The following is a 21,516-nucleotide window of genomic DNA, read 5'->3' as shown; positions in this document are numbered from 1 at the left end:
CCAAATTTATTTACAAAAAGAGACCTAAATGAAATGTCATTTAGGTCTCACGTGACTGTATTGGACTGTCATGTCATTCGAAATTATGTCCCGACTGAAAGTTACCGCTGCGCGTGCTCTTTGCTGTCGTTCTTCTCGAACCAAAAATCAAGCACTTTGGCGGACATCACACGTTCTTCAAGGTACTCCACTTGATGCGGTGTAAATTGTTCTTTCCAAGAGAAGGACAACTCTTCGCACAAGCCTACAATCGTCAGTAATTCTGACCAGGCAACATAGCGTTTGTACCAGAAAAATTGAGGATGTTCAATCATATAGGGATAAAGGTCATCGAATTCCGTATGTTTACAATCCAGGGCACGTTCAAAATGAACTTTCGATTCCGCCAGCTTATCAATAAAAAATTGTTCTGTTGCCGGTTGGTTCCCCATGGTGTTGCCTCCTCTCCCTAACATAACCCCATTATAAATGAAATCTGCGGTCATGCAAAGGCATAGTTCAAAAAATAGGCCCTATTCCTTTAAAATGTCACATTTCGTTATCGTCAAATTGTACCGTTCCATCGTTCAGAGAACGAATACGTACCAAGGCTTCCACCGGAATACCCTGTTCACGAATCGTGCGTGCCCCTGCCTGAAAACTTTTCTCGACCACAACGCCGAATCCGACGAGTTCCGCACCGGAACGCTCAATAATTTTGATGACTCCACGAGCAGCATCCCCATTGGCGATGATATCATCAATGAACAGAATACGGTCATTCTCATGAATGAACTCGCGGGATACCATAATGTCTGTTACAATTCCTTTGGTAAAGGACGGTACACGTTCACAGTAGGCATCAGGATCAGCCAGAAGCGTTTTTTTGCGACGGGCGAATACTAGCGGTACCCCAAGTTCATGAGCTGCGGCAAAAGCAACCGGAATGCCTGAGGATTCTACCGTAATGACCCGAGTTACTCCACTTTCACGAAACCGGGCAGCAAACTCCCGTCCCATCTCCATCGTTAATGCAGGATCAATTTGGTGGTTCAATAGACCATCCAGCTTCAATACCTGATCCGAGATGACAACACCTTCTTGTAAAATTCGTTGTTTCAATACTTCCATGATTTGACCTCCCAAGCCTATCCTATGAGGTAAAAGTATCATATATCTATCTATAAGTTCAAGCGAAATTGCCCGAGGGCTGTCCTTAAGCTGCATTTCAAGCCAGAGCTTGCTATCGATTGTCATGTCTTTCGTGGGTCAAGCATACCTTGTACCATGGTACCCGCATGTCCAAACTATACAGGGGCCTGAGAGGGGAAAGACATGAAACAGGCATTTCGGGTGCTGCAGATCGCATTTACATACATCGGAACGGTTGTCGGAGCCGGCTTCGCCACAGGGCAGGAAATCCTGCAGTTTTTTACCCAGTATGGCAAATGGGCCACCATCACCATAGGCTTATCCACCATGCTCTTTGTCTGGTTAGGTACCAAAATGATGCTCATTGCTCACGATACCGGATCTCGCTCTTATGAGGATCTGAACAAACATTTATTCGGCCACAAGGCAGGCAAATGGATTACCTGGGTGACCCTTCTCATTCTCATTGGCGTGAACAGTGTCATGCTTGCAGGAGCAGGTTCCGTTTTTGTCGAACATCTGGGTTTACATTATCAGACGGGTCTGATTGTCACACTTGTAGGGACTTATCTGCTTCTTGGTCGGGGCATTCAGGCCATCCTTCAAATGAATAGCATCGTCGTTCCCATGATGCTCCTGTTATCCCTGCTCATGATTACCAGCACCATTCATCATCCAGGTGCCTCCCGATTCATCACACTGACGACAGACTCAAACCCCATTCAGGTGTGGCTGTCTCCACTTCTGTACACTTCGTTCAATCTGGTGTTGGCTCAAGCCGTCCTTGTGCCTGTGGGTAACCAAATCCGCAGTCGGAGTGTATTGAAGTGGGGCGGCGTACTGGGAGGCATTGGCGTAGGCTTCATGCTGATGGCAGCTCACTTTGCCATGTCAGCACAGATGCCCGGCATCATCCAATTCGAGATCCCGATGGGTAGCATTGCTTTTCAACTTGGATGGGCAGTGCAATCCGTATATGTATCTCTTATTTTCATGGAAATATTCAGTACTTTTGTAGCTGATATCTACGGAATGACCTTGCAACTCAGACAACATATACGCGTGCATCCCCGTTTCATTACATTAACCATTATGCTGCTGTGTTACTCACTCAGCCAATTTGGATTCAGTTCTCTGCTATCCATCCTGTACCCCATCTTCGGAAGTATGGCACTAATCTGGGCTGCCAAATTGGTGCTGAACCGCTGGGGCACCTTTCGTGGACGCAACAATACATAACATTACGGTTATGTATTTCATGAATATGAGCATCATTTGGTTCATGACCACAAGTTATCGCGTGTAGTCTTTCCTGAGAAATGACAAAAAAGCCGCTGTATAGCACAGCGGCTTGCACTTGTTACTCTCCGTTTTAGGCTTGGCTAGGGAACTGGAGATACATCTTTTTCAGCTCATTCACCGATCTGCCAAGCGAGTAATGTGTTTTGGCTTTTTCACACGCCGAACGGGCAAGTTCATAACGGTAAGCCGGGTCCAACATCACCTTTTCAAGCGCTTCAGCCAGTGCAGAAGGATCTTCTGCCGGTACAAGCAACCCATTGCTACCGTTCTCGATCTGTTCCGGTATACCGCCTACATCCGTACCCACAAGGGCAAGACAACTCAGCGCCGCTTCAGCGAAGACGGAACCAAATGCTTCTGCCCGTGAAGGAAGTACAAAAATATCAAAGAATGGCATGAATTCCTCAGGATGCAGTGTATAACCATAGAAGATGGTTTCATTATAGATTCCTAACCGCTGCGCCAATTCTTCCAGATCAGGACGAATCGGTCCGTCTCCAATAATGTGTAACACATAATCATGACCTCGACCCTTCAGTTCCGCACAGGCTTTGAAAAGAATATCCAGTCCTTTCGCCGGAACAAGCCGACATACCGTCACTAGCTGTGGTATGGCATTATCATGGGGAATCGGCTTAAACCGCTTCTCATCGAATCCATTGGGGATCACACCGATGACATCCGGTTCCTTCACGTAGGGGGCCAAATAACGACGGAACGAATCCGACACCGTCAAGAGGCGCTCTGCCTGGTGCTCCAACTCCCCATATATCGCAAGCAGGAATCGATGCTCTGGTCCATCCGGTTCAATGCGTCCATTAAGAATTAATTCTCGTTCATAACTGGAGTGAATCGTCTGAATGAGGGGGGTATCCGGGAAAACCGTTTTCATCGCGAGTCCTGCAATTGGGTGGTGGGCATGGATCAGATCATAGGGCTTCTGAATGCGCAGTTTGGTCCACCATAGATAATCACGATAGGTTTGAATATATTTCTGGACAACAGGACTATCCTGATATTCGGTCCAATCAAACGTTTGGAATTGAACTTCCTCTCTGCCCTTGTTGCGAATTCGCTTCGGCAACGAGAACAGATCCATTTCCCACCTCGGGGTTGTAAACCTCTCCTGCATATACGGAATCATAGAGGATACACCTCCGGGCTGCTCCGGAGGAAAGAAAAGCGCCTGCAGCAATTTCACCGTTAGTTTCCCCCTTTCTTGCTTACGTTCTCTCAATGCATCTACATCCATGATATATCAGAACATATGTTCAGTAAAGATCTAAAATGAGAATCTCTCTCAATTAGCCTATCCTTTGTCCAATGTACATCCCTTTATTTTGTCTAAGAACTGCTCTATTGTCCATTATGACATAGGGAAGCCGGAACTTCCAAGTCGTATATACAACATATTCACGAACTGTGCCCCTCAGAAGCAAAAGCCGCAATCCCTCCGTCAATCTCAGGGTTGACTGCAACGTAATCATCGGATAGCCATAGCCAGCATTTTAGTTCAGCAACTCCACTGGCTTCTCATATGTGCTAAAACCATCGGTCTCCCCCAAAAAAGTATAACCGTTCCGCGCATAAAAGGCGTTCAACGTCGCGTTGCTCGCTCCGCAGTCCAAGCGGACCGTATGTTTACCTTCGAACTGTATGCCGCTACTAGACCATTGCAATATCGATCGTCCCAGACCGCCCTGAGCATATTTTCTTCGAATCGCCAGCCGATGCAGATAGATTGCGCCATCCTCAGCGTGAGCTTTTGAACCCCAGAGATGAACATCCCACGGGCTGGGCTGAACCATGAGAATGACCATGCCCGCTACGTCCGCACCTTTTTTGAAAACAAACACGTCCCCACGTCGAATTGCCCCTGCCGTATCATGTGAATCTTCTCCTTTAAGCAAGCCGTTCCACTGAGAAGAGCCTTGACTCTGTAGCCATTCGGCTGTCTCCACCAGCAGTGAGATCACATCCTCCGTATCCTCAGGCTTCGCCTGAACGGCTTGAAAACCATCGTTAATATATTCGCTACTAATCCTGAATGAGTGCATGATTGTCCTCCTCCACTTCCTGATCTCTATTAAACTAATGGTACTATACCGGGAAATGAATTTTTCGTCAAAATGAAAACAAAAAAAGGTAAAAGGCGACTGCCTTTTACCCATCTATTCTGGCTTCATCAATAATCTGATTTCGATATAACATCGTAAGGTGCAGCGTATCAAACTCCATTTCCTTGTCCAACTCCTGCATTAGCACTTCGACCAGGCTCTTTCGCTGTATGCTCGTTCCAGGAACCTCATAATCGATGTATCCCGTAAGATCGGATTGAGAAGTGTCTATGGTTGCTGTTCCCACAGGCAATCCACCACGCTCCTGAAGAAACAGCTCATATACACGGAACTCCCGATCCTTACGTTTCAGCATGACATAACTTGCTTCTTCGGCAGCCTCCAACTCATCCAGATCCGATTCATTCGTATCCTCAAACTCCTCGGAGAAATCGCGATGTATCCACTCTAACGCCTCGAGTTCGTTGCCCTGATGCCACATGCGGATCGTTATCGTATCAATGATATCCTCATCTAGCTCTCTGACCAGCAACTCTGCCGCGGCTTCCAATTGATTTTCTTCAGGCTCGTCATACCAGTGTATTTCACCTTGCGCATCGGCGCCATATTGTTTTAAGGAAGCTTCCGCAAGTTCCTGCCCATCGGCATCATTGAAAATATACGTTGATATGCTGCGTCCGGCACTTACCATTTCCATCTCCAGAACATGATCCCGATCTTCATATGTAAACGATTCGGCTTGTGAACCAGGGATTACCTTAACATCACTGCTGTCTATATCGTCATAACGTTCCTCGTCATGAACCATGTCTTCGGACGACCATGCGGTCTCTGACTCAGGCTTGTGCAGAACCGAATGTAGTGAGCCACAACTGACCAACACTTCATAATATGCAGCTTCCAACGCATCTGCAAGAGAACGGACATAGGCATGCACTTTCTCCACGATACGTTGTTCTGTATCATCTGGCAGAGACTCCTGCTCGATCTGTAGACTACCAGATAAGCGATCTCCTTCTCTATATACAAGGAACAGTGAGCCTGCATATTGACCATTGACCATCACATCTTGTACTTCTCCACCTGATGTACGCAGGTCAGTAACCAATTCCACATCATGTTTCATTACCTGTCCTCCTCCATTCCTAACGTTATTCTCTTAGGATGCCCCTGAGGACGGTAGATTATGAGGGAGGTATGCATTTCAAATTTAAGATGTAAAGTTAGACGGATAACACATATTTTTGGATCGCGTGTGCCACACCCTGCTCGTTATTGGAGAGTGTCACCTCATCGGCAGCAGCTTTCACCTCATCCGGTGAGTTATCCATGGCGATGCCTTTACCAGCAAAGGTCAACATCGTAATGTCATTGAAATAGTTGCCAATCGCCATGATCTCCGAAGGCAAGATTCCTTTGGATTCGGCAAGCCGTTTGAGGGCAGCGCCTTTGGACGCTTCGGGATGCATCAGATCAATAAAAAAGTCACCACTCCGTGTCATATAATAAGGCAGATTCCAGGTAGACCACTCCTGCAGTACTGCATCCATCTGTTCAATCGGACCAAATGCAGTGAATTTGGCCAGTGGTTCTGTCATGTCAACCCACTTGGGTAGCTTCAGTGGCTCCGCCAAAAAGTTGTAGTACATCTCACGCACCTGCAACCCCAAACCTTCCGGTTGATCCACATACAGACCAAAAGCCGTATTGATATCAAAATGCACGCCATTAGTCCGGCAGTAATCGATGATCGGTTCCAGTCCTTGTCCATCTAATGCAAAATGATGAACCACCTCTCGTGTATCCACCTGTGCGGTTACGGCACCATTATGTGTAATCACATATCCATCCAGTCCCATCTGCTCCATAAAAGGAATCGTGTTCGCAGGACCTCTGCCTGAACACAGAACGATCTCTGCTCCCTGACGGGAAGCACGGATCAAGGTCTCCTGAGTCCATTCAGTAAGTTCATGATGATCATTCAGCAGTGTTCCATCTACATCAAGCGCAATTAATTTATAGGTCATTTCAGCTTCATCCTCATCTCTGTAGTAATCGCACCCAACAAAACCCTTACTTCCGAAGAAGGCTCAACTCATCTACGGTTAGTTCACGATAACTTCCGATCGCAAGATCGGAAGCCAATTCAAGCTCACCCATGGCAACGCGTTTCAGATAGATCACTCGTTTGCCTACCGCCTGAAACATACGTTTTACCTGGTGAAACTTCCCTTCGTGAATAATGAGTGAGATCGACGAGATCGTGCCTTCTTCCGTTTCTTCCTGACCAAGTATAGTCAGTTCAGCAGGCAGCGTCTCATACCCATCATCCAGCTGTACACCATCTTTGAAACGTTGTACATCGTCTTCATCCACGTTTCCCAGAACACGAGCTTCATAGGTTTTGGGCACATGCTTGCGTGGAGATAACAGATCATGGGCAAGTGGACCATCATTCGTGAGAATGAGCAGTCCCTCTGTATCCTTATCCAGTCGTCCCACAGGAAACGGATTAAAGACCCGGTCTTCTTTCCGCAACAGATCCAGCACCGTCTTATCTCTGTTATCCTCGGTAGCAGACACGACACCTGGAGGTTTATGCAGCATCAGATAGATCATCTCCCGATACACAATCCGCTCTCCATCAGCCTCGATCACGTTGACCTCTGGATTCACCTGTACGCCGCTGTCTTTCACTGCTTTGCCGTCCACATGGATTCTGCCTTGCTTCACCATCTTTTTGAGTTCACTCCGTGTTCCCACACCCATATGACTTAATATTTTGTCCAGACGCAGCGTTTGTTTGCCTTTTCCACTCATACCGATGTCCACCTCCAGCCTGCCGGATATTCATTCTTCAGCACACCATCCAGCCATTTTCCCCAGCCAGCAGCATAACCATCTACACATACAAGAACGTACCCTTTGGCAACTGCGTCCGCCTTGAGCACCACTCGTTCTTCTTCAATATTCAACGTTTCACCCTTGAGGTACCTCACGGCTTCACCATCAGCGGATGACAGATTCACGCTTCGCCGCGCCTCAGATGCATCTAAAGCACACGCAAGCGGGTGGGACGGAACAAATCGGCCATTCTTTATCGTACCCACAAACCAGCCTGGACGAATGACTTTCAGTCCCTCCAACCGAGCTGCACCAACCGATGATTGATATACCCGGTCTCCGTAACATACCGTTTCTCCGTCTAATTCAACCTCCAGTTGTTCTTTCATAAACTGAGTGTAGATCGCAACCGGATCAATACTTGCCGCATCAACTCCGCGTCCCTGACCCCGTTCCGATTTACGTCCACCGTAATCTTTACCTTTTTTGCCCTGTCTACCCGAATTCTTGCCGCCACCAATCTGTCGGTCATGGGACTCTCTGGATTCGATTCGCAACAAACGTTCCTTTTTACGATCAGCCTTGGTCATAGCAATTGAAGAAGCAGCAATAGAGTGATCCTTGTTCCCCTCTACTTCAATCCTGGACACATCCACGACCTGTCCATACTCCATTGCTCCTTCTTTAACTACTCCAGATTGATCTGTTTCCAATCCTTGCCCTGCACGATGCTGTAATACAGCGACATAATGCCCTTCTCCTTCCAAAAGGTGAGGCCACAATCTTGCGGTGCCACGTGTTTGATCCAGTACAGCTTCCGTCTCTTCTGCCTTCTCTGGCATCATCTGACGTACCCATTCCGGACGTCCTGGAGCGAATCCGTTCTCTTCAGGAATGTCTTTGACAACGAAATCATGGTTTACATTCAAGAACTCCGCAATCATTGCTTCATTTTCCTCCGGCGCAAAGGTACATGTTGAGTACACGATTGTGCCTCCCGGAGCCAGCAATCGTGCCGCAATCTCCAAGATATCCCGCTGCATGAGCACACATTTTTCCACCGAATGATGCTCCCACGATTTCACCATGTCCTCATCTTTGCGGAACATGCCTTCACCTGAACAAGGCGCATCAATTAATACTTTGTCAAAATAATGAGGAAATGCATTTGCGATCCGCTCGGGCGACTCATTCAACACAACGGCGTTCCGCACCCCGTACAATTCCACATTCTTGGCCAGCGCTTTCGTGCGTTCGGCATGGATATCGTTCGTGACAAGCACGCCCTTGCCTTGCAGCTTTGCTGCAATCTGTGTCGTTTTCCCACCCGGAGCAGCGCAGAGATCAAGCACGCGATCCCCAGGTTCCACTTGCAATAATTCAACTGGAGCCATAGCACTTGGTTCCTGTATATAATAAAGGCCTGCATGATAATAAGGGTGTAAACCTGGTTTAACACCATGAGGTACATAGAACCCTGTCTCACACCACGGAATAGATCTTAGATCAAATGGAGCAATCTCATCGAATTGTTCCATCGATATCTTCAGCGTATTCACTCTCAGCCCCGCATGTGGAGACTGCTCATAAGATTTCATAAATTGTTCAAACTCATCGCCAAGCAAACTTTTCATTCGCTCGGCAAATATTGAAGGTAGCTTTACACCCATATTCCCACTCATCCTGTCTTGGTAAGATTGCATTATCGCTTTATTTTATCATATCCAAGCTTTGCTTTCCTATCATATCGTATCTATTCCACTACAGCGTGTAATGTAGTATAATGGCAAGTAGATTGATTCCTGAGCAAAAATTCGGGTGTTTATGCATATTATCCCAACCTCTATTTTTGCCAAAACTATATTTCGATATGATCGATGGGGGATGTCCAATGAAGTCCAAGAAGAAAAAGAAAAGTGCTGCGATCCTGATTTTCCTGGGTATTTTAATTATTATGATTGCAGCATTGGTTGTTGTAGACCAGCAATCCAAGAAACAGATGGATTCGGTGGAAAATGCTTATGGCATCGCTGCTTCCAAGCTCAATCCAGCTACTCGGGAGCTACTTAGTGATCCGAACTATCAACAAATTATTGTACCCACTGATCTCAAAGCCAAAATTGATAACAAAGATAGCTTCTTTGTGTATTTCTTCGCTTCCGACTGCTCACACTGCCGTGCCACAACACCTCAGTTGATGCCACTGGTTGACAGTGAAGGTATCGAACTTCCGCAGTTTAATCTGCGCGAATTCGAAGCGGGATGGACTGATTACAACATCGAATTCACGCCTACACTCGTGTATTACGAGGCTGGTGTCGAGAAGGATCGTATGGTTGGCGGACTGCAAGAGAATGGCAGTGACCAAGGCTATACGCTGGATGATTACAAACAATTCTTCCAAAAATATAAAGGCAGTGCCACTCCTTCCGCAAGCTAACGGATAGAAATATGACGCAACATTCAAAAACACCCCGACCTTTTCCTTTACAGGAATCGTCGGGGTGTTTCATATACATGGAATTTCACATCCATGGGATGCTCATTTGAATGTTAACGTTGGATTACAACTCAACTTTCACCCTGATTCATCGCCTTCATCTTTTCTTCGTATATTCGCCCTCTAGTAGGACTCCGGCGCTGAGGAATATTAGGCTTCAGCTCAAGCGATCTTGCATGTATCTCCTGTTCCAGTGCCTCATCAACAATACGTATGGACAAATCCCTATAAGTCACAGACTGAGCGTCGGGCTCAGACAGTTGCTTCACGATTCCCTTTACTTCCTGTACCACAACCCCAAGCTCAATGCCCAGAGTCGTATCAGGATAAGGTTCCAAAAGATCAACTGAACTCTGTAACATCATGATGCCTCCGCGGAGATTGCCATTCCTGAAATGGTACAGACCAACAGCAATTTGCAGCAATCCCTTATAGAGAGAATCCCGATTCCGCTCAAGCCACAATTCTTCCAGCACCTCATGGCACTCGAAATAATCCTGATCCCGATTGAAGTAGATTAAGTAGTCAATGTATAGTGGCTCATAGTTGCTCATCCGGATTTTCGCCCTTTCTGGCGTTGTTCAGAAGTTCTTTCACATCATCCAGCAAGTCTTTGAGCCCTTCCATGTCATGTCGTTCCCAGTAATCGTTAAAACGCTTCTGTGCCTCAATCGCTTCACTGACAAGGTGGTAGAAGTACAGTTGATGAATGATATTCAATGTTCTTGATACGATATTGGAATCATCCTCAAAGGCCTTCTGTGCCTCCAGAATCTGTAGACGAATCGCAGACATCTCATTATCCAGTACAAAAGCGGCCTCAGCCGTTTTTTTCAGCCTGGCACGCATGTCATCCGGCAAGCTTTCCCGAAACTTATAACTTAGAGAATGTTCAATGGTAGCCCAGAAGTTCATGGCAAGCGTCCGGATCTGAATCTCGGCCAATACGATCTTTTGTCCCAGAGCCGTCTGAACGGGATATTCAATAATCATATGGAAGCTGCGATAGCCGCTCTCTTTGAAATTCGTAATATAATCTTTCTCAATTAACACCGTGAGATCCTTACGGCCTCGAATATACTCGGCAACCCGACGGATATCATCTACGAACTGGCACATAATACGGATACCTGCAATATCCTCAATGCCTGTTTCCACGTCATCAAGCGACACATTCAGTCGTCTGGATTTCTCCAGAATACTGGATATTTTTTTGACACGACCGGTAACGAATTCAATCGGGGCATACTCTTCCCGTTTCTTCAGCTCCGCTCGCATTGTCTTAAACTTGACTTTCAATTCCTCTACCGCTTGTTCATAAGGAAGTAAAAATGTACCCCAGTCTCTACCGTCCATGCTTATGCCTCCTGTCTCTATAGCGTCCCCTGTTCTATTCCATTATACATGATGTTTGATGGGGGGAAGAGTCCCGAACCATTTTACGCTCTTCCATGCTTCTATATTTTCATTCCGGGGATTCACATTGCTTCTTAACGATGCTCCGCACCAACCGCTTCGGAGATATGACCATAACCGTCCTTGCGCAGCAACTCACGCAGTCCGGCATGAATGCGCCGATTCACCTCAGGCCCTTCATAGATCAATGCTGTGTATATTTCGACCAGGCTTGCTCCGGCTTTAATTTTCTCATATGCATCCTCACTTGTGAAAATGCCCCCTGAACCAATGATCGGAAGTTTTCCTTCGGTCTGGCGATAGATCTGGCGAATAATCTCCGTTGAACGGTCACGTAAAGGTTTACCGCTCAGACCACCCGTTTCCTTCGCATGTTGGTGGGAAAGTCCTGCACGACTGATGGTTGTGTTCGTTGCAATAATGCCTGCAACACCACTGTCTGCAATCGTGCGAACCATATATTCAAGTTCCTGATCATTCACATCTGGTGCGATTTTCACCAGCACGGATTTGATCGCTCCACCCGCTCGTGCATGCTGCACGTTCATCTCGTTCATGACCGCAGCGAGCAGTTCCTTCAATTCATTCCCATGTTGCAGATTACGCAAATCCGGTGTATTTGGTGAACTGATATTAACTACAAACAGGTCAGCATAATCGTATAGCGCCTGAATGCACTTCGAATAGTCCAGGTGAGCTTCTTCATTAGAAGTTGCCTTATTCTTGCCGATGTTAACAGCCACTGGAATGCGACGATCCTGAAGACGCGCCAACTCATCAGCCATGGCTTCCGCACCGAGATTGTTGAAGCCCATCCGGTTTACCAAAGCCTCATCTGGAGGTAAACGGAACAACCGTGGCTGATCGTTACCTGGTTGTGCAAGTGGCGTCACTGTTCCCACTTCCATGAATCCAAAACCAATGGAAGAAAAGCCCGTTACAGCCTGTCCGTTTTTGTCCAGACCCGCAGCCAGACCGACAGGTGTAGGGAAATGACACCCAAACATGTCAACAGCCAGATCAGACGTTTCACGAACGCCGTACATCACACGCAGCCCGGAAGGAACCGGACGGATACTGCCCACGCCACTAAGGCCGCCAATAATCAGATGATGGGCCTGTTCAGGGTCCATTTTGAACAACAAAGGTTTAGCAAGACTTCTGTATAACAAATCACTCACTCCGTTCTGGTCCGGTACGCCAAAAAGCCGTTTTCCGTCTTTTCATATGTAAAAAAACACTCTACACACAAGTCTATCTGTTTCTTATTAAAAAGGAAAGTAGTTTGCGCATAGACAGCACAAATCGAATGATGCAAAATGCTCACAAGAAATCCACCCGCCTACTGGAAATGACGAGTTGAATTCTTTACAATGAGAGCATGGTTACTCTATACCAGTTCTATTCCAATAAGGAGGAATAACTCATGGCTCCCAAACGTAAACCACCTGCATTACAGCAAAAGAAAGAAGAAGTGAATCGCAAAGCCATTGCATGGACAGCAGCCAGTGTAGGCGGCTTGATCATCATCATTGGTGCTCTTATCATTATTGCCAACATGTAGATGATTCAGGCTGATTCCATCTGATTCTACATATCCAGCAGATTAATTCAGCCAGTGATACGTTTTGTTCGGATTATTCTGCTTAGGAACAAGCGTATGCTGATAACGTTGCTTCGCTTCTGGAACAAGCGTTAGATCTGGCAGTACATCTTCTCCAATGCGTACCGGAGTGCCTTGCGGAGCGAGAGCGAATAACTCTTCTACATCTCCTGTACGCATTCTCACACATCCAAGGGACTCATCCAGTCCGATGCTGTCTGGCTCGTTGGTTCCATGGATGGCATAATTCGTATTCGAGAGTTGCATACCTCTGCTTCCGAACTCCCCGTTCGAGCGTCCATTCGGATTGACCACTTTATCTGTAATAACAAATGAACCCTCCGGTGTTCGATCACCGCCAAGTCCCACATCATACATACGAACAATGGTATCCCCACTGATTAATGCAAGTTTGTGTTTATCCTTATCAATGACAATCTCAAGTGGTTCCTGCAAAAAAGGCTGACCTCCCAGCGTATCTGCAAAAGCGGCATTGTTGCCTTGAGACGAATTCGAAGTCGTTGAACCATTCTCTTGACCACTCGAATCGCTTTTTCCTTCCTGTGCCTTTCCTTGATGCAAAGCTAATAGCTTCGGAAACATCTCGGTCATACCTGGCGCAGTTTCTCCCAGAATATTATTCGGAAATGGCTGGGCCATTTGCGTTACACTCTTGGGCCAAGCGTTATTTTTTTTGCGATAGGCAACGATCGCACTTGATAATGATGCAGCGGCTTCCTGCTTGGCGGTCCACGCCAAGGCCATCTTTTTGATTTTCGGCGTGACTTCAGGAGGTTCACAGTTACATTGCTTGGCATCATAACTCTGTGCTGTTAATTTCCCGCTTGTATTGGTTTGTACTATGTATTTCACAGGCATATTTCGCTTCCATAAAGACCAGTCATCCGAGGTTTGCATACCCAGTACAGCGGAAGTCTCTACTTTCGGACCTGATCCGGACCAGGCAGCTGCGAGCGCAGCCTCGCCATGGTTGCCTCCACCAAATGCCGCAGCGGTGAACACATTACTTGGCGCAATGGATGCAGTCCCAGTCTGTTTATCCGCCTCTACAGGCGCTGCGATGTCATCTGTGGATTCCAGTGCTGCTGACAGTGCGTCAGCTGCTTCACGACTGAAGCCCGGAGCGTCCGCAGGTGGCAGACCTGCCAGCACAAGCAGCATTAACAACGTAAGCCACATTTTGCGTCTACGTTGTTTTTTCTCCTTTTGCTCAGACATCTCCACCAGTTTCTCCTGATAGTCCACCCAGATGTCAGCTGGAGCTTTACTACGTTCAAATGCTTCGTAAACCTCGCCCGCTTGCTGGAAACAATAGTTGGCTTTCGCCTCCTGACCTTCGCCCAAGTACTCCTTTCCAAGCAAGTACCAAGCCATTTTGTTTTCGGGATGTTTCTTGACATATGTTCTTAGATGAGTATTTTGCATCCGATCCTCCACTATTTCGCCTTTTACGTATATCATTATATATCGGCATAATCAGGCGTTAAATCCATAGGACTTCAGTACCCGGTGAAAAAAATGAGTTTTCGACAATGTTCGTCCTTGATCATAGATCATATGTTTACAGTTTAATCGAGTCATAAAAAAAGCACCCTCCCTTGTCGTTAAGACAAAAGAAAGTGCTCTGTGTTCATAGGAGAATAATTAGCCTTCTTTATTGAAAGGCTCGTCCGCTACTTTGATGGAATCTGTAGGGCAGCCATCACATGCATCCTGCATATCGTCAAACAAATCGTCTGGAATAGCTTTGACACCATGGTTAGCATCTCCGTCAAAGATAACTTCTGCCAAACCTTCATCATCGTAGTCGTAGATGTCTGGAGCCGTTGCTCCACAAGCGCCACATGCGATGCATGTGTCTTTTTCAACCCAAGTATATTTACTCATTTACATTCTCTCCTCCTAAAATTCGAAACGTACAGTGTTTTTATCTAGAAACATATTAATACAAAGTAAGAATAATTACAAATCATTTTCCAACCACAAGTCTCTATTATCCCTTATTTAATCAAGACTTTGCAAGTTATCTTTTTGCAGGGAAGTGCCACGCACTTTATGATTGCGAAGCAGCACGGAAGGATCGTCCCCAAGCATGCCTGCGGTCACAACAGCATTCTCACCAAATTTATCACGTAACTGATCCATAATGCGAATCAGATTGTCCTTCTTGGGCTTCTGCTCATATTCGAACAAGTCCATCTGCACAGCGGATTCTTCTCTTGGAATCAGGTTTTGGAGTGTCACACCAAGCATACGTACAGGCTTGCCACTGCCCCAATGCTTCGCAAATAATTGACAGGCTTCACGATAGATGACCGATGCATCCTCCGTTGGTACTTCCATCAAACGTGATCGGGTGATCGTCTTCATATCCGGTGTCCGAATCGTAATCTGAATACCCTGGCTAAACATTTCGTGCTTGCGCAATCTTCTGGCTACCTGGTCACTTATATTAAGGAAAACCCGATGAATATCATTCACATCTGATACATCCGCCGGTAAAGTAGTCGTATGCCCAATGGATTTATTGGCTTCCCGTTCAGCGTGAACCGCGGAATGGTTAATGCCATTCGCAGAATTTTTGAGCCACGCTCCATTGACTCCGAATAGTTCGGTCAACATGTTTTCATCCGATTTGGCCAGTTGACCAATCGTTTCAATGCCCAATTTTTTCAGCTTTTCAGCCGTCTTTTTACCAATGCCAAACATTTCGTTACATGGCCTGTGCCAAAGAATCCGAGGTACATCCCTCATCCGTAAAATGGAGATACCGTTCGGTTTTTTCAGATCTGAAGCCATTTTCGCCAATAACTTGTTGGGTGCAATGCCAATGGAACAAGGAAGCCCCAACTCATCCTTAATTCTACGCTGAATGCTCTCCGCAATCTCCATTGGATTTCCGAATTGCCTCGAACCTGTAATATCAAGATAACACTCATCAATGGACGTCGCCTCAAGTAGAGGGGTATAACTATACGCAATTTGCATGAAGTTTCTTGAATATTTGCGATATAAATGAAAATCAGGACGAATCACAATGAGATCAGGGCACTTCTTCATGGCTTGGTTTACAACCATACCTGTTGAGATCCCTCGGTTACGGGCGGTATATGAGCAGGTGACAATTACACCCTTGCGCAGTTCACTGCTGCCCGCAACGGCTGTTGCTTTTCCTTTATATAGATCCGGTTCCTCCGCTTCATGTACAGAGCAGTAGAAAGCATTCATATCCACATGCAGAATCACCCGTCCGGCAGTAGGGTAATATTGATTCACATTCGCTGGAGGATTGCCCTCTGAAGACATCATGAACCCCCGCCCTTTCATGCACACTAATTAATGAAACGTAATTCGCTTTCTTCTATAGTATATCAAACCCGTTATGTAAATTCAGTCACGGGCTTTTATTTTCTGCGAGAATTGATTAAAGATCGAATAATCAGCCAACCAACACTCACAAAAAGAACCAGAGTGATCAGGGCAATAATTGTATTTTCCCATAAAAAAGTCAAAATCAACCCTCCTTTTCTTCCATATATTCCAATTAAAACTCAATAATAGATTATAACATACATCCGGATTATGATTAACATCCTTCTTTTTTCTCTAAAATCCGTTAATTGTTACATGATACTGCGAATTCTATGTAGCATTTGGCTATAATGGTGCTATAATAATTAATTATACAAATTGACGACTTTAGGACAAATCAGCGCATTGAGTTTAACACAGTGTAGCGTTGCCGAATCGAAGGATTCGTCCACTAACGTACTTAACAGCTTTTCCCAACTTACAATCCAAACTTTTAAAAAAGCGCTTTATCTCAAAGGAGGATCTTCATGTCAAAGGCCATTTCCATCTTCGATACGACTTTACGTGACGGCACACAAGGGGAGGGTGTCAGCTTATCGGCAGACGACAAACTCAAAATTGCCAAAAAGCTTGATGACCTGGGTGTCCATTATATTGAAGGCGGAATTCCAGGCAGCAATACCAAGGACATTGAGTTTTTCAAAAGAGTCAAGGAATTGAACCTGAACGCAAAGGTCGTTGCTTTTGGCAGTACACGCCGTAAAGGCAGCATCGCTAGTGAAGATGCCAACCTGAAGCGCATGATCGAATCGGGCGCGCAGGCTGCCACCCTCGTCGGTAAGTCATGGGACTTCCATGTGCATACGGCTTTGCAGACCACACTCGAAGAAAACTTATCCATGATCTATGATTCCATTGCCTATCTGAAACAGAATGGTATGGAAGTGATCTTCGATGCTGAACACTTCTTTGACGGATTCAAACATAATCCCGAGTATGCTCAAGCTGTCTTGACCAAGGCTCATGAGGCTGGAGCGGACTGGCTAGTCATGTGTGATACCAATGGCGGAACGATGCCGAACGAGGTGCACGAGATCGTATCTACACTGCACAGAAGCCTTCCTCATGCACAGCTCGGCATTCATACACACAATGATTGTGAACTGGCTGTAGCTAATACACTCAGCGCTGTACAAGCCGGAGCTCGTCAGGTTCAAGGAACGATGAACGGGTATGGAGAGCGTTGCGGCAATGCCAATCTTGCTTCCATTATTCCGAACCTGCAACTGAAGCTTGGCTATGAATGTGTTACGGAAGATTCAATGAGACAACTTACGAATGTGGCCCGTTATGTCAGCGAGATTGCCAACGTAAATATGCCGATTAATCAGCCTTATGTCGGTAATGCTGCTTTTGCTCACAAAGGTGGTATTCACGTCTCTGCTATCTTGCGGGATTCACGTACCTACGAACATATTGTGCCTGAACTGGTCGGTAACAAACAGCGTGTGCTGGTTTCGGAACTTGCTGGACAAAGTAACATCGTGTCCAAAGCACAGGAATTGGGTCTTGAGTTTGATCCAAGCAGTGCCAATTCACGTCAGATTATTGAGAAAATCAAAGATCTGGAGCATCAGGGTTACCAGTTCGAAGGTGCAGATGCTTCGCTTGAATTGTTAATTCGTGAAGCGAACGGTGACATGAAAGAATTGTTCACTTTCGAATCATTCAAAATGCTTGTGGAGAAAACGGCAGGCAAATCCGTTGTTTCTGAAGCTTTTGTCAAACTTAATGTCGCTGGAACAAGTGTCTATACCGCTGCTGAAGGAAACGGTCCGGTGAATGCACTCGATAACGCGCTTCGGAAAGCGCTGGTGCAATACTTCCCTTCACTCGCCAACATGCATCTGTCTGACTATAAAGTGCGTGTACTGGATGAGAAGGATGCCACAGCTGCCAAAGTTCGTGTATTGATCGAATCCAAAAATACAGAGAACACATGGAATACTGTTGGTGTATCCGAGAACGTGATTGAAGCAAGTTGGGAAGCTCTTGTGCACAGTTTCCGCTATGCGTTACTTCAAGAAAAATTGCAGGATGAGCCGGGTACACTCCCTGTTCCTGCTCACGGGTTAAGCAACCACTAAAGCTTATTTCCCGGAAAATAAAAGGAAGCCTCTGTATCCATGAATCATGGGTAACAGAGGCTCTTTATTTTAAGTGAAAACTAGTTTGCGACAAGCTCTTTAATTTTGCGTTCCAACTCTTTTTCAGGCAAAATACCCAAGATTATCTCCTGTATAACCCCTCTGGAGTCAATTAGAACATTCGTCGGAAAAGCCACTCCGTTATATTGAGCATACACAGTCCCCTTCTCATCCAAGGGAATAGGGAACTTCAGTTGGTACTCATCCACAAAAGCTTTGGCATCCTTCAGTTTATCGTAAGATGTTACGTTAACGCCATACAGATCAAGCTTATCCTTGTATTTCGCAGCCATTCTATTCAGTTCCGGAGCTTCCTGCTTACATGGCTCACACCAGGATGCCCAGAAGCTGACGAACGTGGCCTTATCTTTGGCGCCACCTACACTGTACGTTTTCCCATCCATTGCTGTCAGAGAAAAAGCAGGTGCCAGAAGACCCGCACGTGGTCCCGTCTCTGTAGGTACAGGTTCATCCTGCTTAAATACAGTGGAAATTCCAACCTCTGTATTCCGTGCCATGGTAATGCTAACAAGCAATATAACACCGAGGAGTATGTATTTGTTTCGTTTCATAACCCGCCACCCTTTTATATAATTAGCCTATTGAAACTGAAACCATAATTTCTGTGCATGCTAAATGTTGATCACGCTCTATGACAGTTCATTAAAACATGATTCCCAAATGTTCTCTTTAATATTGTACCCTTTTCCTTTAAAATTTTACAATCCGAAGCACACAAAATAAAATGAAAAAGGACTCCTGCCTAAGCAGGAGCCAAAGAGAGAGGGGTGAATACAAATGGCAGCACTTCACGGGCAGCAAAACGTCTTCTACATCCCTTCTTCCGTAGAAAAAGAGATGTCAAAGCACATGTTCCTTTCACTGCCGCAAGAAGCCTGCGGGGTTTTGCTGGGTGAAACCGCAGCGGGCGGCATACGAATCAGTCGGTTTCAGCCCATTCGTAACGTAGCACCTGACCCGCTGCACCATTTTGCACTGGACGATGCCGAATGGATTCGGTGCGTATTCTCCGAACCTAAGCTCATTGGCATCTTCCATTCTCATCCGCATACAAGGCCCGTTCCATCCGTAGAGGACATCCAAGCGCTTCCGGTCTTTGCCGGTTTACTCCAGATGTACCTCATCGGCTCACCTGACCTTACGATCGGATTACGATCTCACATGCATCTGAACGGTTATCAGATTGAATCCTCGAAGGTACAACAAGATCAGTCACACCATATTGTCCCTTCGTACAATCTGCTTCCCATTCCATTATGCGTGACTTAACTGGGTATACAGATCCCCCAAGGTCTCCACATTTTTACGAGTCATGTCCTCCAGGTAGCAGGACCATAACTGTGCAGTCATTTTCGAATCTTCCAGCGCATGGTGACGTCCATAGATTGGAATACCTCTGGATTCCAGCAATTCATCCAGACCGTACCCTGGCCTGCTTGGTTCAAGCCAGCGGGCCAACATCATCGTATCGATTAAACGATGCGTCAACCTTACCTTGGAAGTCCGCCACAGAGCTGCATTCAGAAAGGCTCGGTCATGCGCACTTGCGTGTGCAATCAGAACATTTCCGCCTACAAAAGACATGAAATCATGCAGCCCCTCCAGCAAAGTTGGTGCGTCCAGCGTCATCTGTTGTGTAATGCCCGTCAGTTCAGTAATATGTTCCGGTACCGCAGTCTTGGACTGTACCACCGTATAGAACTGTTCTCCTTCCAGCACTACACCACCATGTATACGGACTGCACCAAATGAGATAATCTCATCCCCATGCTGGGGAGAGAAACCCGTCGTTTCCAGATCAAATACAACCGCGTCCAACTCATTTAGAGGTGTATGCAGCACTTCAGGTCGGCGCTGTTCTCTCATCATTGAGCGGATAAACGCCATGTGTTGCGCCGTAGGGGCTCCCATAATGGAAGCGATGGCGGAAGGAACCCCTCCCTGACGCAGCGAATTCCAGAATCCTGTATTGCCCCTTACCGGCTCTCTCATGGACGTCTCCTTTCTGCAAAACGCAACTGTCTTTGCAAAGCTCGATGCACTCTTCGTACCAAGCCGAGCGTATCCCTGAGCTCATAATGAATCTGTTTTTGTTTCATCTGCTTCTCATCCAGGAACCCACTGCTATGCTGCAAGTCACGTTGGATGATAACTGGTGTACTTCTACGAAATTTCAGAGCAGCAATGAAGGCCCGCTGGCATGCATCCAGTAATGTAAACGGAACAGCCTCAAGGGATGTCAGTCTCTCCATTCTTTTTAACGTAGACGACTCCTTGATCCCATGTTGCAGAGCCAAATAACGGGCACTGTTCACCAGCGGAATATACAAGCCATACTTAACATCAAATCCGCCTGCATGTTCACCGAATCGCTCTGTGACCACACGACCAAGTACATTTAATGTCGCTTTGTGTTTAACCGTATTGCGAAGAACTGCATCCGAAAGTTCAGGAACCAGTCTAAACTGTTCATAAAAACTCGTGATCCATTCCTCTGCCAAGCTTTGCTCCCCTGCAACAAAACGCATGTCTGAAGCAATGATCAGATTACGAACGGGCTCCCAATTCAGATCCGAGCTCCAATCTGCTAATTGTTGCTCCCATGACGCCAGCGTTTTTCTCCAGAGCGGCTCTGAGCACATGACTTTGCCTTCGCACTTGGCGTAACCAAGTTCTTCCAACATATCCGTCATTCGCTGTCCGAGCTGCGCAAAATACTTCTCTTTATCTTCATGCGGAGTATCGCTAATGATCATGCCATTATCCTGATCACTCCATAATGTTGCTTCTTCCCTGCCCGAACTGCCAAATACGATAAAGGCATAGGGGACGGGAGGTTGGCCGAAGCCTTCCTCAACCATCCCCTGAATGCATAACTCTACTGCTTTCCGTGCAATCCGGTCATGCAGTTCATTTACCGTTTGGTACCACTCGATCGGCGACAAGGAAGCGGACAACAATTCCTGGAGCTCGTTCTGTAATATCACACGTGCCTGGCGCAGTTCTTGAGAAGACACCGCACCATCGATTCCCTGATAAGACCAGGAATAGTTTGTATACGAGATAGGTTCCATCATGTCC

22 protein-coding genes are annotated in these 21,516 nt (G+C 46.3%); 5 read left to right on the top strand and 17 right to left on the bottom strand.

Going from position 1 to position 21,516, the window contains the following annotated elements:
* Positions 1–101: 101 nt before the first annotated feature.
* Both PAHA3_RS04605 and PAHA3_RS04600 read right to left on the bottom strand, forming a co-directional pair.
* Positions 102–431, bottom strand: a complete 330-nt coding sequence (locus tag PAHA3_RS04605) for a hypothetical protein (protein ID WP_024629266.1) — start codon at positions 429–431, stop codon at positions 102–104.
* A 97-nt stretch (positions 432–528) separates the two neighbouring features.
* On the bottom strand, positions 529–1,110 hold the full coding sequence (locus PAHA3_RS04600; protein WP_062833667.1) for a xanthine phosphoribosyltransferase: 582 nt from the start codon (positions 1,108–1,110) through the stop codon (positions 529–531).
* Positions 1,111–1,314: 204 nt separating this feature from the next.
* On the opposite strand from PAHA3_RS04600, the gene PAHA3_RS04595 reads away from it, so the two are divergent.
* A complete protein-coding gene (locus PAHA3_RS04595; RefSeq protein ID WP_062833666.1) occupies positions 1,315–2,370 on the top strand; it encodes a YkvI family membrane protein in 1,056 nt (351 codons plus the stop codon).
* A gap of 133 nt (positions 2,371–2,503) precedes the next feature.
* Here PAHA3_RS04595 and PAHA3_RS04590 read toward each other — a convergent pair whose 3' ends face one another.
* The 6 genes from PAHA3_RS04590 to PAHA3_RS04565 all read right to left on the bottom strand — a co-directional run bounded on the left by PAHA3_RS04590 (position 2,504) and on the right by PAHA3_RS04565 (position 9,025).
* Positions 2,504–3,634, bottom strand: coding sequence for a glycosyltransferase family 4 protein (locus tag PAHA3_RS04590; RefSeq protein ID WP_062833665.1), 1,131 nt, complete (start codon positions 3,632–3,634; stop codon positions 2,504–2,506).
* Positions 3,635–3,941: 307 nt separating this feature from the next.
* Positions 3,942–4,490 (bottom strand): GNAT family N-acetyltransferase, encoded by a 549-nt coding sequence (locus PAHA3_RS04585; protein ID WP_062833664.1) that lies wholly within the window; start codon positions 4,488–4,490, stop codon positions 3,942–3,944.
* Positions 4,491–4,596: 106 nt separating this feature from the next.
* Positions 4,597–5,637 carry a hypothetical protein gene (locus PAHA3_RS04580; protein ID WP_062833663.1) on the bottom strand — a complete coding sequence of 347 codons (1,041 nt, stop codon included), beginning with the start codon at positions 5,635–5,637 and terminating at the stop codon, positions 4,597–4,599.
* A gap of 97 nt (positions 5,638–5,734) precedes the next feature.
* Positions 5,735–6,538: a Cof-type HAD-IIB family hydrolase gene (locus tag PAHA3_RS04575; protein WP_062833662.1), complete on the bottom strand. Its 804-nt coding sequence runs from the start codon at positions 6,536–6,538 to the stop codon at positions 5,735–5,737.
* Between the two features lie 46 nt (positions 6,539–6,584).
* Positions 6,585–7,331, bottom strand: coding sequence for a pseudouridine synthase (locus tag PAHA3_RS04570; RefSeq protein ID WP_062833661.1), 747 nt, complete (start codon positions 7,329–7,331; stop codon positions 6,585–6,587).
* A complete protein-coding gene (locus PAHA3_RS04565) occupies positions 7,328–9,025 on the bottom strand; it encodes an RsmB/NOP family class I SAM-dependent RNA methyltransferase (RefSeq protein WP_062833660.1) in 1,698 nt (565 codons plus the stop codon). Before PAHA3_RS04565 ends, PAHA3_RS04570 begins: the two co-directional genes overlap by 4 nt.
* A 221-nt stretch (positions 9,026–9,246) precedes the next feature.
* On the opposite strand from PAHA3_RS04565, the gene PAHA3_RS04560 reads away from it, so the two are divergent.
* On the top strand, positions 9,247–9,795 hold the full coding sequence (locus PAHA3_RS04560) for a thioredoxin family protein (RefSeq protein ID WP_036670155.1): 549 nt from the start codon (positions 9,247–9,249) through the stop codon (positions 9,793–9,795).
* A 131-nt stretch (positions 9,796–9,926) separates the two neighbouring features.
* Here the strand turns inward: PAHA3_RS04560 and PAHA3_RS04555 are convergent, their stop codons facing one another.
* The 3 genes from PAHA3_RS04555 to PAHA3_RS04545 all read right to left on the bottom strand — a co-directional run bounded on the left by PAHA3_RS04555 (position 9,927) and on the right by PAHA3_RS04545 (position 12,443).
* Positions 9,927–10,409, bottom strand: a complete 483-nt coding sequence (locus PAHA3_RS04555; RefSeq protein ID WP_062833659.1) for a DUF309 domain-containing protein — start codon at positions 10,407–10,409, stop codon at positions 9,927–9,929.
* Positions 10,396–11,211 carry a GTP pyrophosphokinase gene (locus tag PAHA3_RS04550; RefSeq protein ID WP_062833658.1) on the bottom strand — a complete coding sequence of 272 codons (816 nt, stop codon included), beginning with the start codon at positions 11,209–11,211 and terminating at the stop codon, positions 10,396–10,398. The genes PAHA3_RS04555 and PAHA3_RS04550 overlap by 14 nt, the downstream gene beginning before the upstream one ends.
* Before the next feature lie 134 nt (positions 11,212–11,345).
* The gene (locus tag PAHA3_RS04545; RefSeq protein ID WP_062833657.1) at positions 11,346–12,443 is read right to left on the bottom strand and encodes a quinone-dependent dihydroorotate dehydrogenase; all 1,098 of its coding nucleotides are present in this window, start codon (positions 12,441–12,443) and stop codon (positions 11,346–11,348) included.
* 254 nt (positions 12,444–12,697) lie between these two features.
* Between PAHA3_RS04545 and PAHA3_RS30345 the strand changes: the two genes are divergently transcribed.
* The gene (locus PAHA3_RS30345) at positions 12,698–12,835 is read left to right on the top strand and encodes a hypothetical protein (protein ID WP_017689367.1); all 138 of its coding nucleotides are present in this window, start codon (positions 12,698–12,700) and stop codon (positions 12,833–12,835) included.
* Between the two features lie 42 nt (positions 12,836–12,877).
* Here the strand turns inward: PAHA3_RS30345 and PAHA3_RS04540 are convergent, their stop codons facing one another.
* The 3 genes from PAHA3_RS04540 to PAHA3_RS04530 all read right to left on the bottom strand — a co-directional run bounded on the left by PAHA3_RS04540 (position 12,878) and on the right by PAHA3_RS04530 (position 16,201).
* Positions 12,878–14,320 carry a L,D-transpeptidase family protein gene (locus PAHA3_RS04540; RefSeq protein ID WP_062833656.1) on the bottom strand — a complete coding sequence of 481 codons (1,443 nt, stop codon included), beginning with the start codon at positions 14,318–14,320 and terminating at the stop codon, positions 12,878–12,880.
* A gap of 219 nt (positions 14,321–14,539) precedes the next feature.
* On the bottom strand, positions 14,540–14,782 hold the full coding sequence (locus PAHA3_RS04535; RefSeq protein WP_017689369.1) for a ferredoxin: 243 nt from the start codon (positions 14,780–14,782) through the stop codon (positions 14,540–14,542).
* 117 nt (positions 14,783–14,899) lie between these two features.
* Positions 14,900–16,201 carry a DNA polymerase IV gene (locus tag PAHA3_RS04530; protein ID WP_062833655.1) on the bottom strand — a complete coding sequence of 434 codons (1,302 nt, stop codon included), beginning with the start codon at positions 16,199–16,201 and terminating at the stop codon, positions 14,900–14,902.
* A 533-nt stretch (positions 16,202–16,734) separates the two neighbouring features.
* Here PAHA3_RS04530 and cimA point away from each other — a divergent pair.
* Positions 16,735–18,354 (top strand): citramalate synthase, encoded by a 1,620-nt coding sequence (gene cimA, locus PAHA3_RS04525; protein WP_062833654.1) that lies wholly within the window; start codon positions 16,735–16,737, stop codon positions 18,352–18,354.
* An 80-nt stretch (positions 18,355–18,434) separates the two neighbouring features.
* Here cimA and PAHA3_RS04520 read toward each other — a convergent pair whose 3' ends face one another.
* The gene (locus PAHA3_RS04520) at positions 18,435–18,986 is read right to left on the bottom strand and encodes a TlpA family protein disulfide reductase (RefSeq protein ID WP_062833653.1); all 552 of its coding nucleotides are present in this window, start codon (positions 18,984–18,986) and stop codon (positions 18,435–18,437) included.
* 226 nt (positions 18,987–19,212) lie between these two features.
* Between PAHA3_RS04520 and PAHA3_RS04515 the strand changes: the two genes are divergently transcribed.
* The gene (locus tag PAHA3_RS04515; protein WP_062833652.1) at positions 19,213–19,704 is read left to right on the top strand and encodes a M67 family metallopeptidase; all 492 of its coding nucleotides are present in this window, start codon (positions 19,213–19,215) and stop codon (positions 19,702–19,704) included.
* On the opposite strand, the gene PAHA3_RS04510 is transcribed toward PAHA3_RS04515, so the two are convergent.
* Together PAHA3_RS04510 and PAHA3_RS04505 are read right to left on the bottom strand one after the other, a co-directional pair.
* Positions 19,690–20,427, bottom strand: a complete 738-nt coding sequence (locus PAHA3_RS04510; RefSeq protein WP_062833651.1) for an exonuclease domain-containing protein — start codon at positions 20,425–20,427, stop codon at positions 19,690–19,692. The genes PAHA3_RS04515 and PAHA3_RS04510 overlap by 15 nt on opposite strands.
* The gene (locus tag PAHA3_RS04505; protein WP_062833650.1) at positions 20,424–21,509 is read right to left on the bottom strand and encodes a DUF294 nucleotidyltransferase-like domain-containing protein; all 1,086 of its coding nucleotides are present in this window, start codon (positions 21,507–21,509) and stop codon (positions 20,424–20,426) included. The genes PAHA3_RS04510 and PAHA3_RS04505 overlap by 4 nt, the downstream gene beginning before the upstream one ends.
* Positions 21,510–21,516 lie beyond the last annotated feature (7 nt).

The organism is Paenibacillus amylolyticus, from assembly GCF_001570725.1.
Classification (GTDB): domain Bacteria; phylum Bacillota; class Bacilli; order Paenibacillales; family Paenibacillaceae; genus Paenibacillus; species Paenibacillus amylolyticus_A.
The sequence above is the reverse complement of the archived record's forward strand: the minus strand, read 5'-3'. Positions and strand labels throughout refer to the sequence as shown.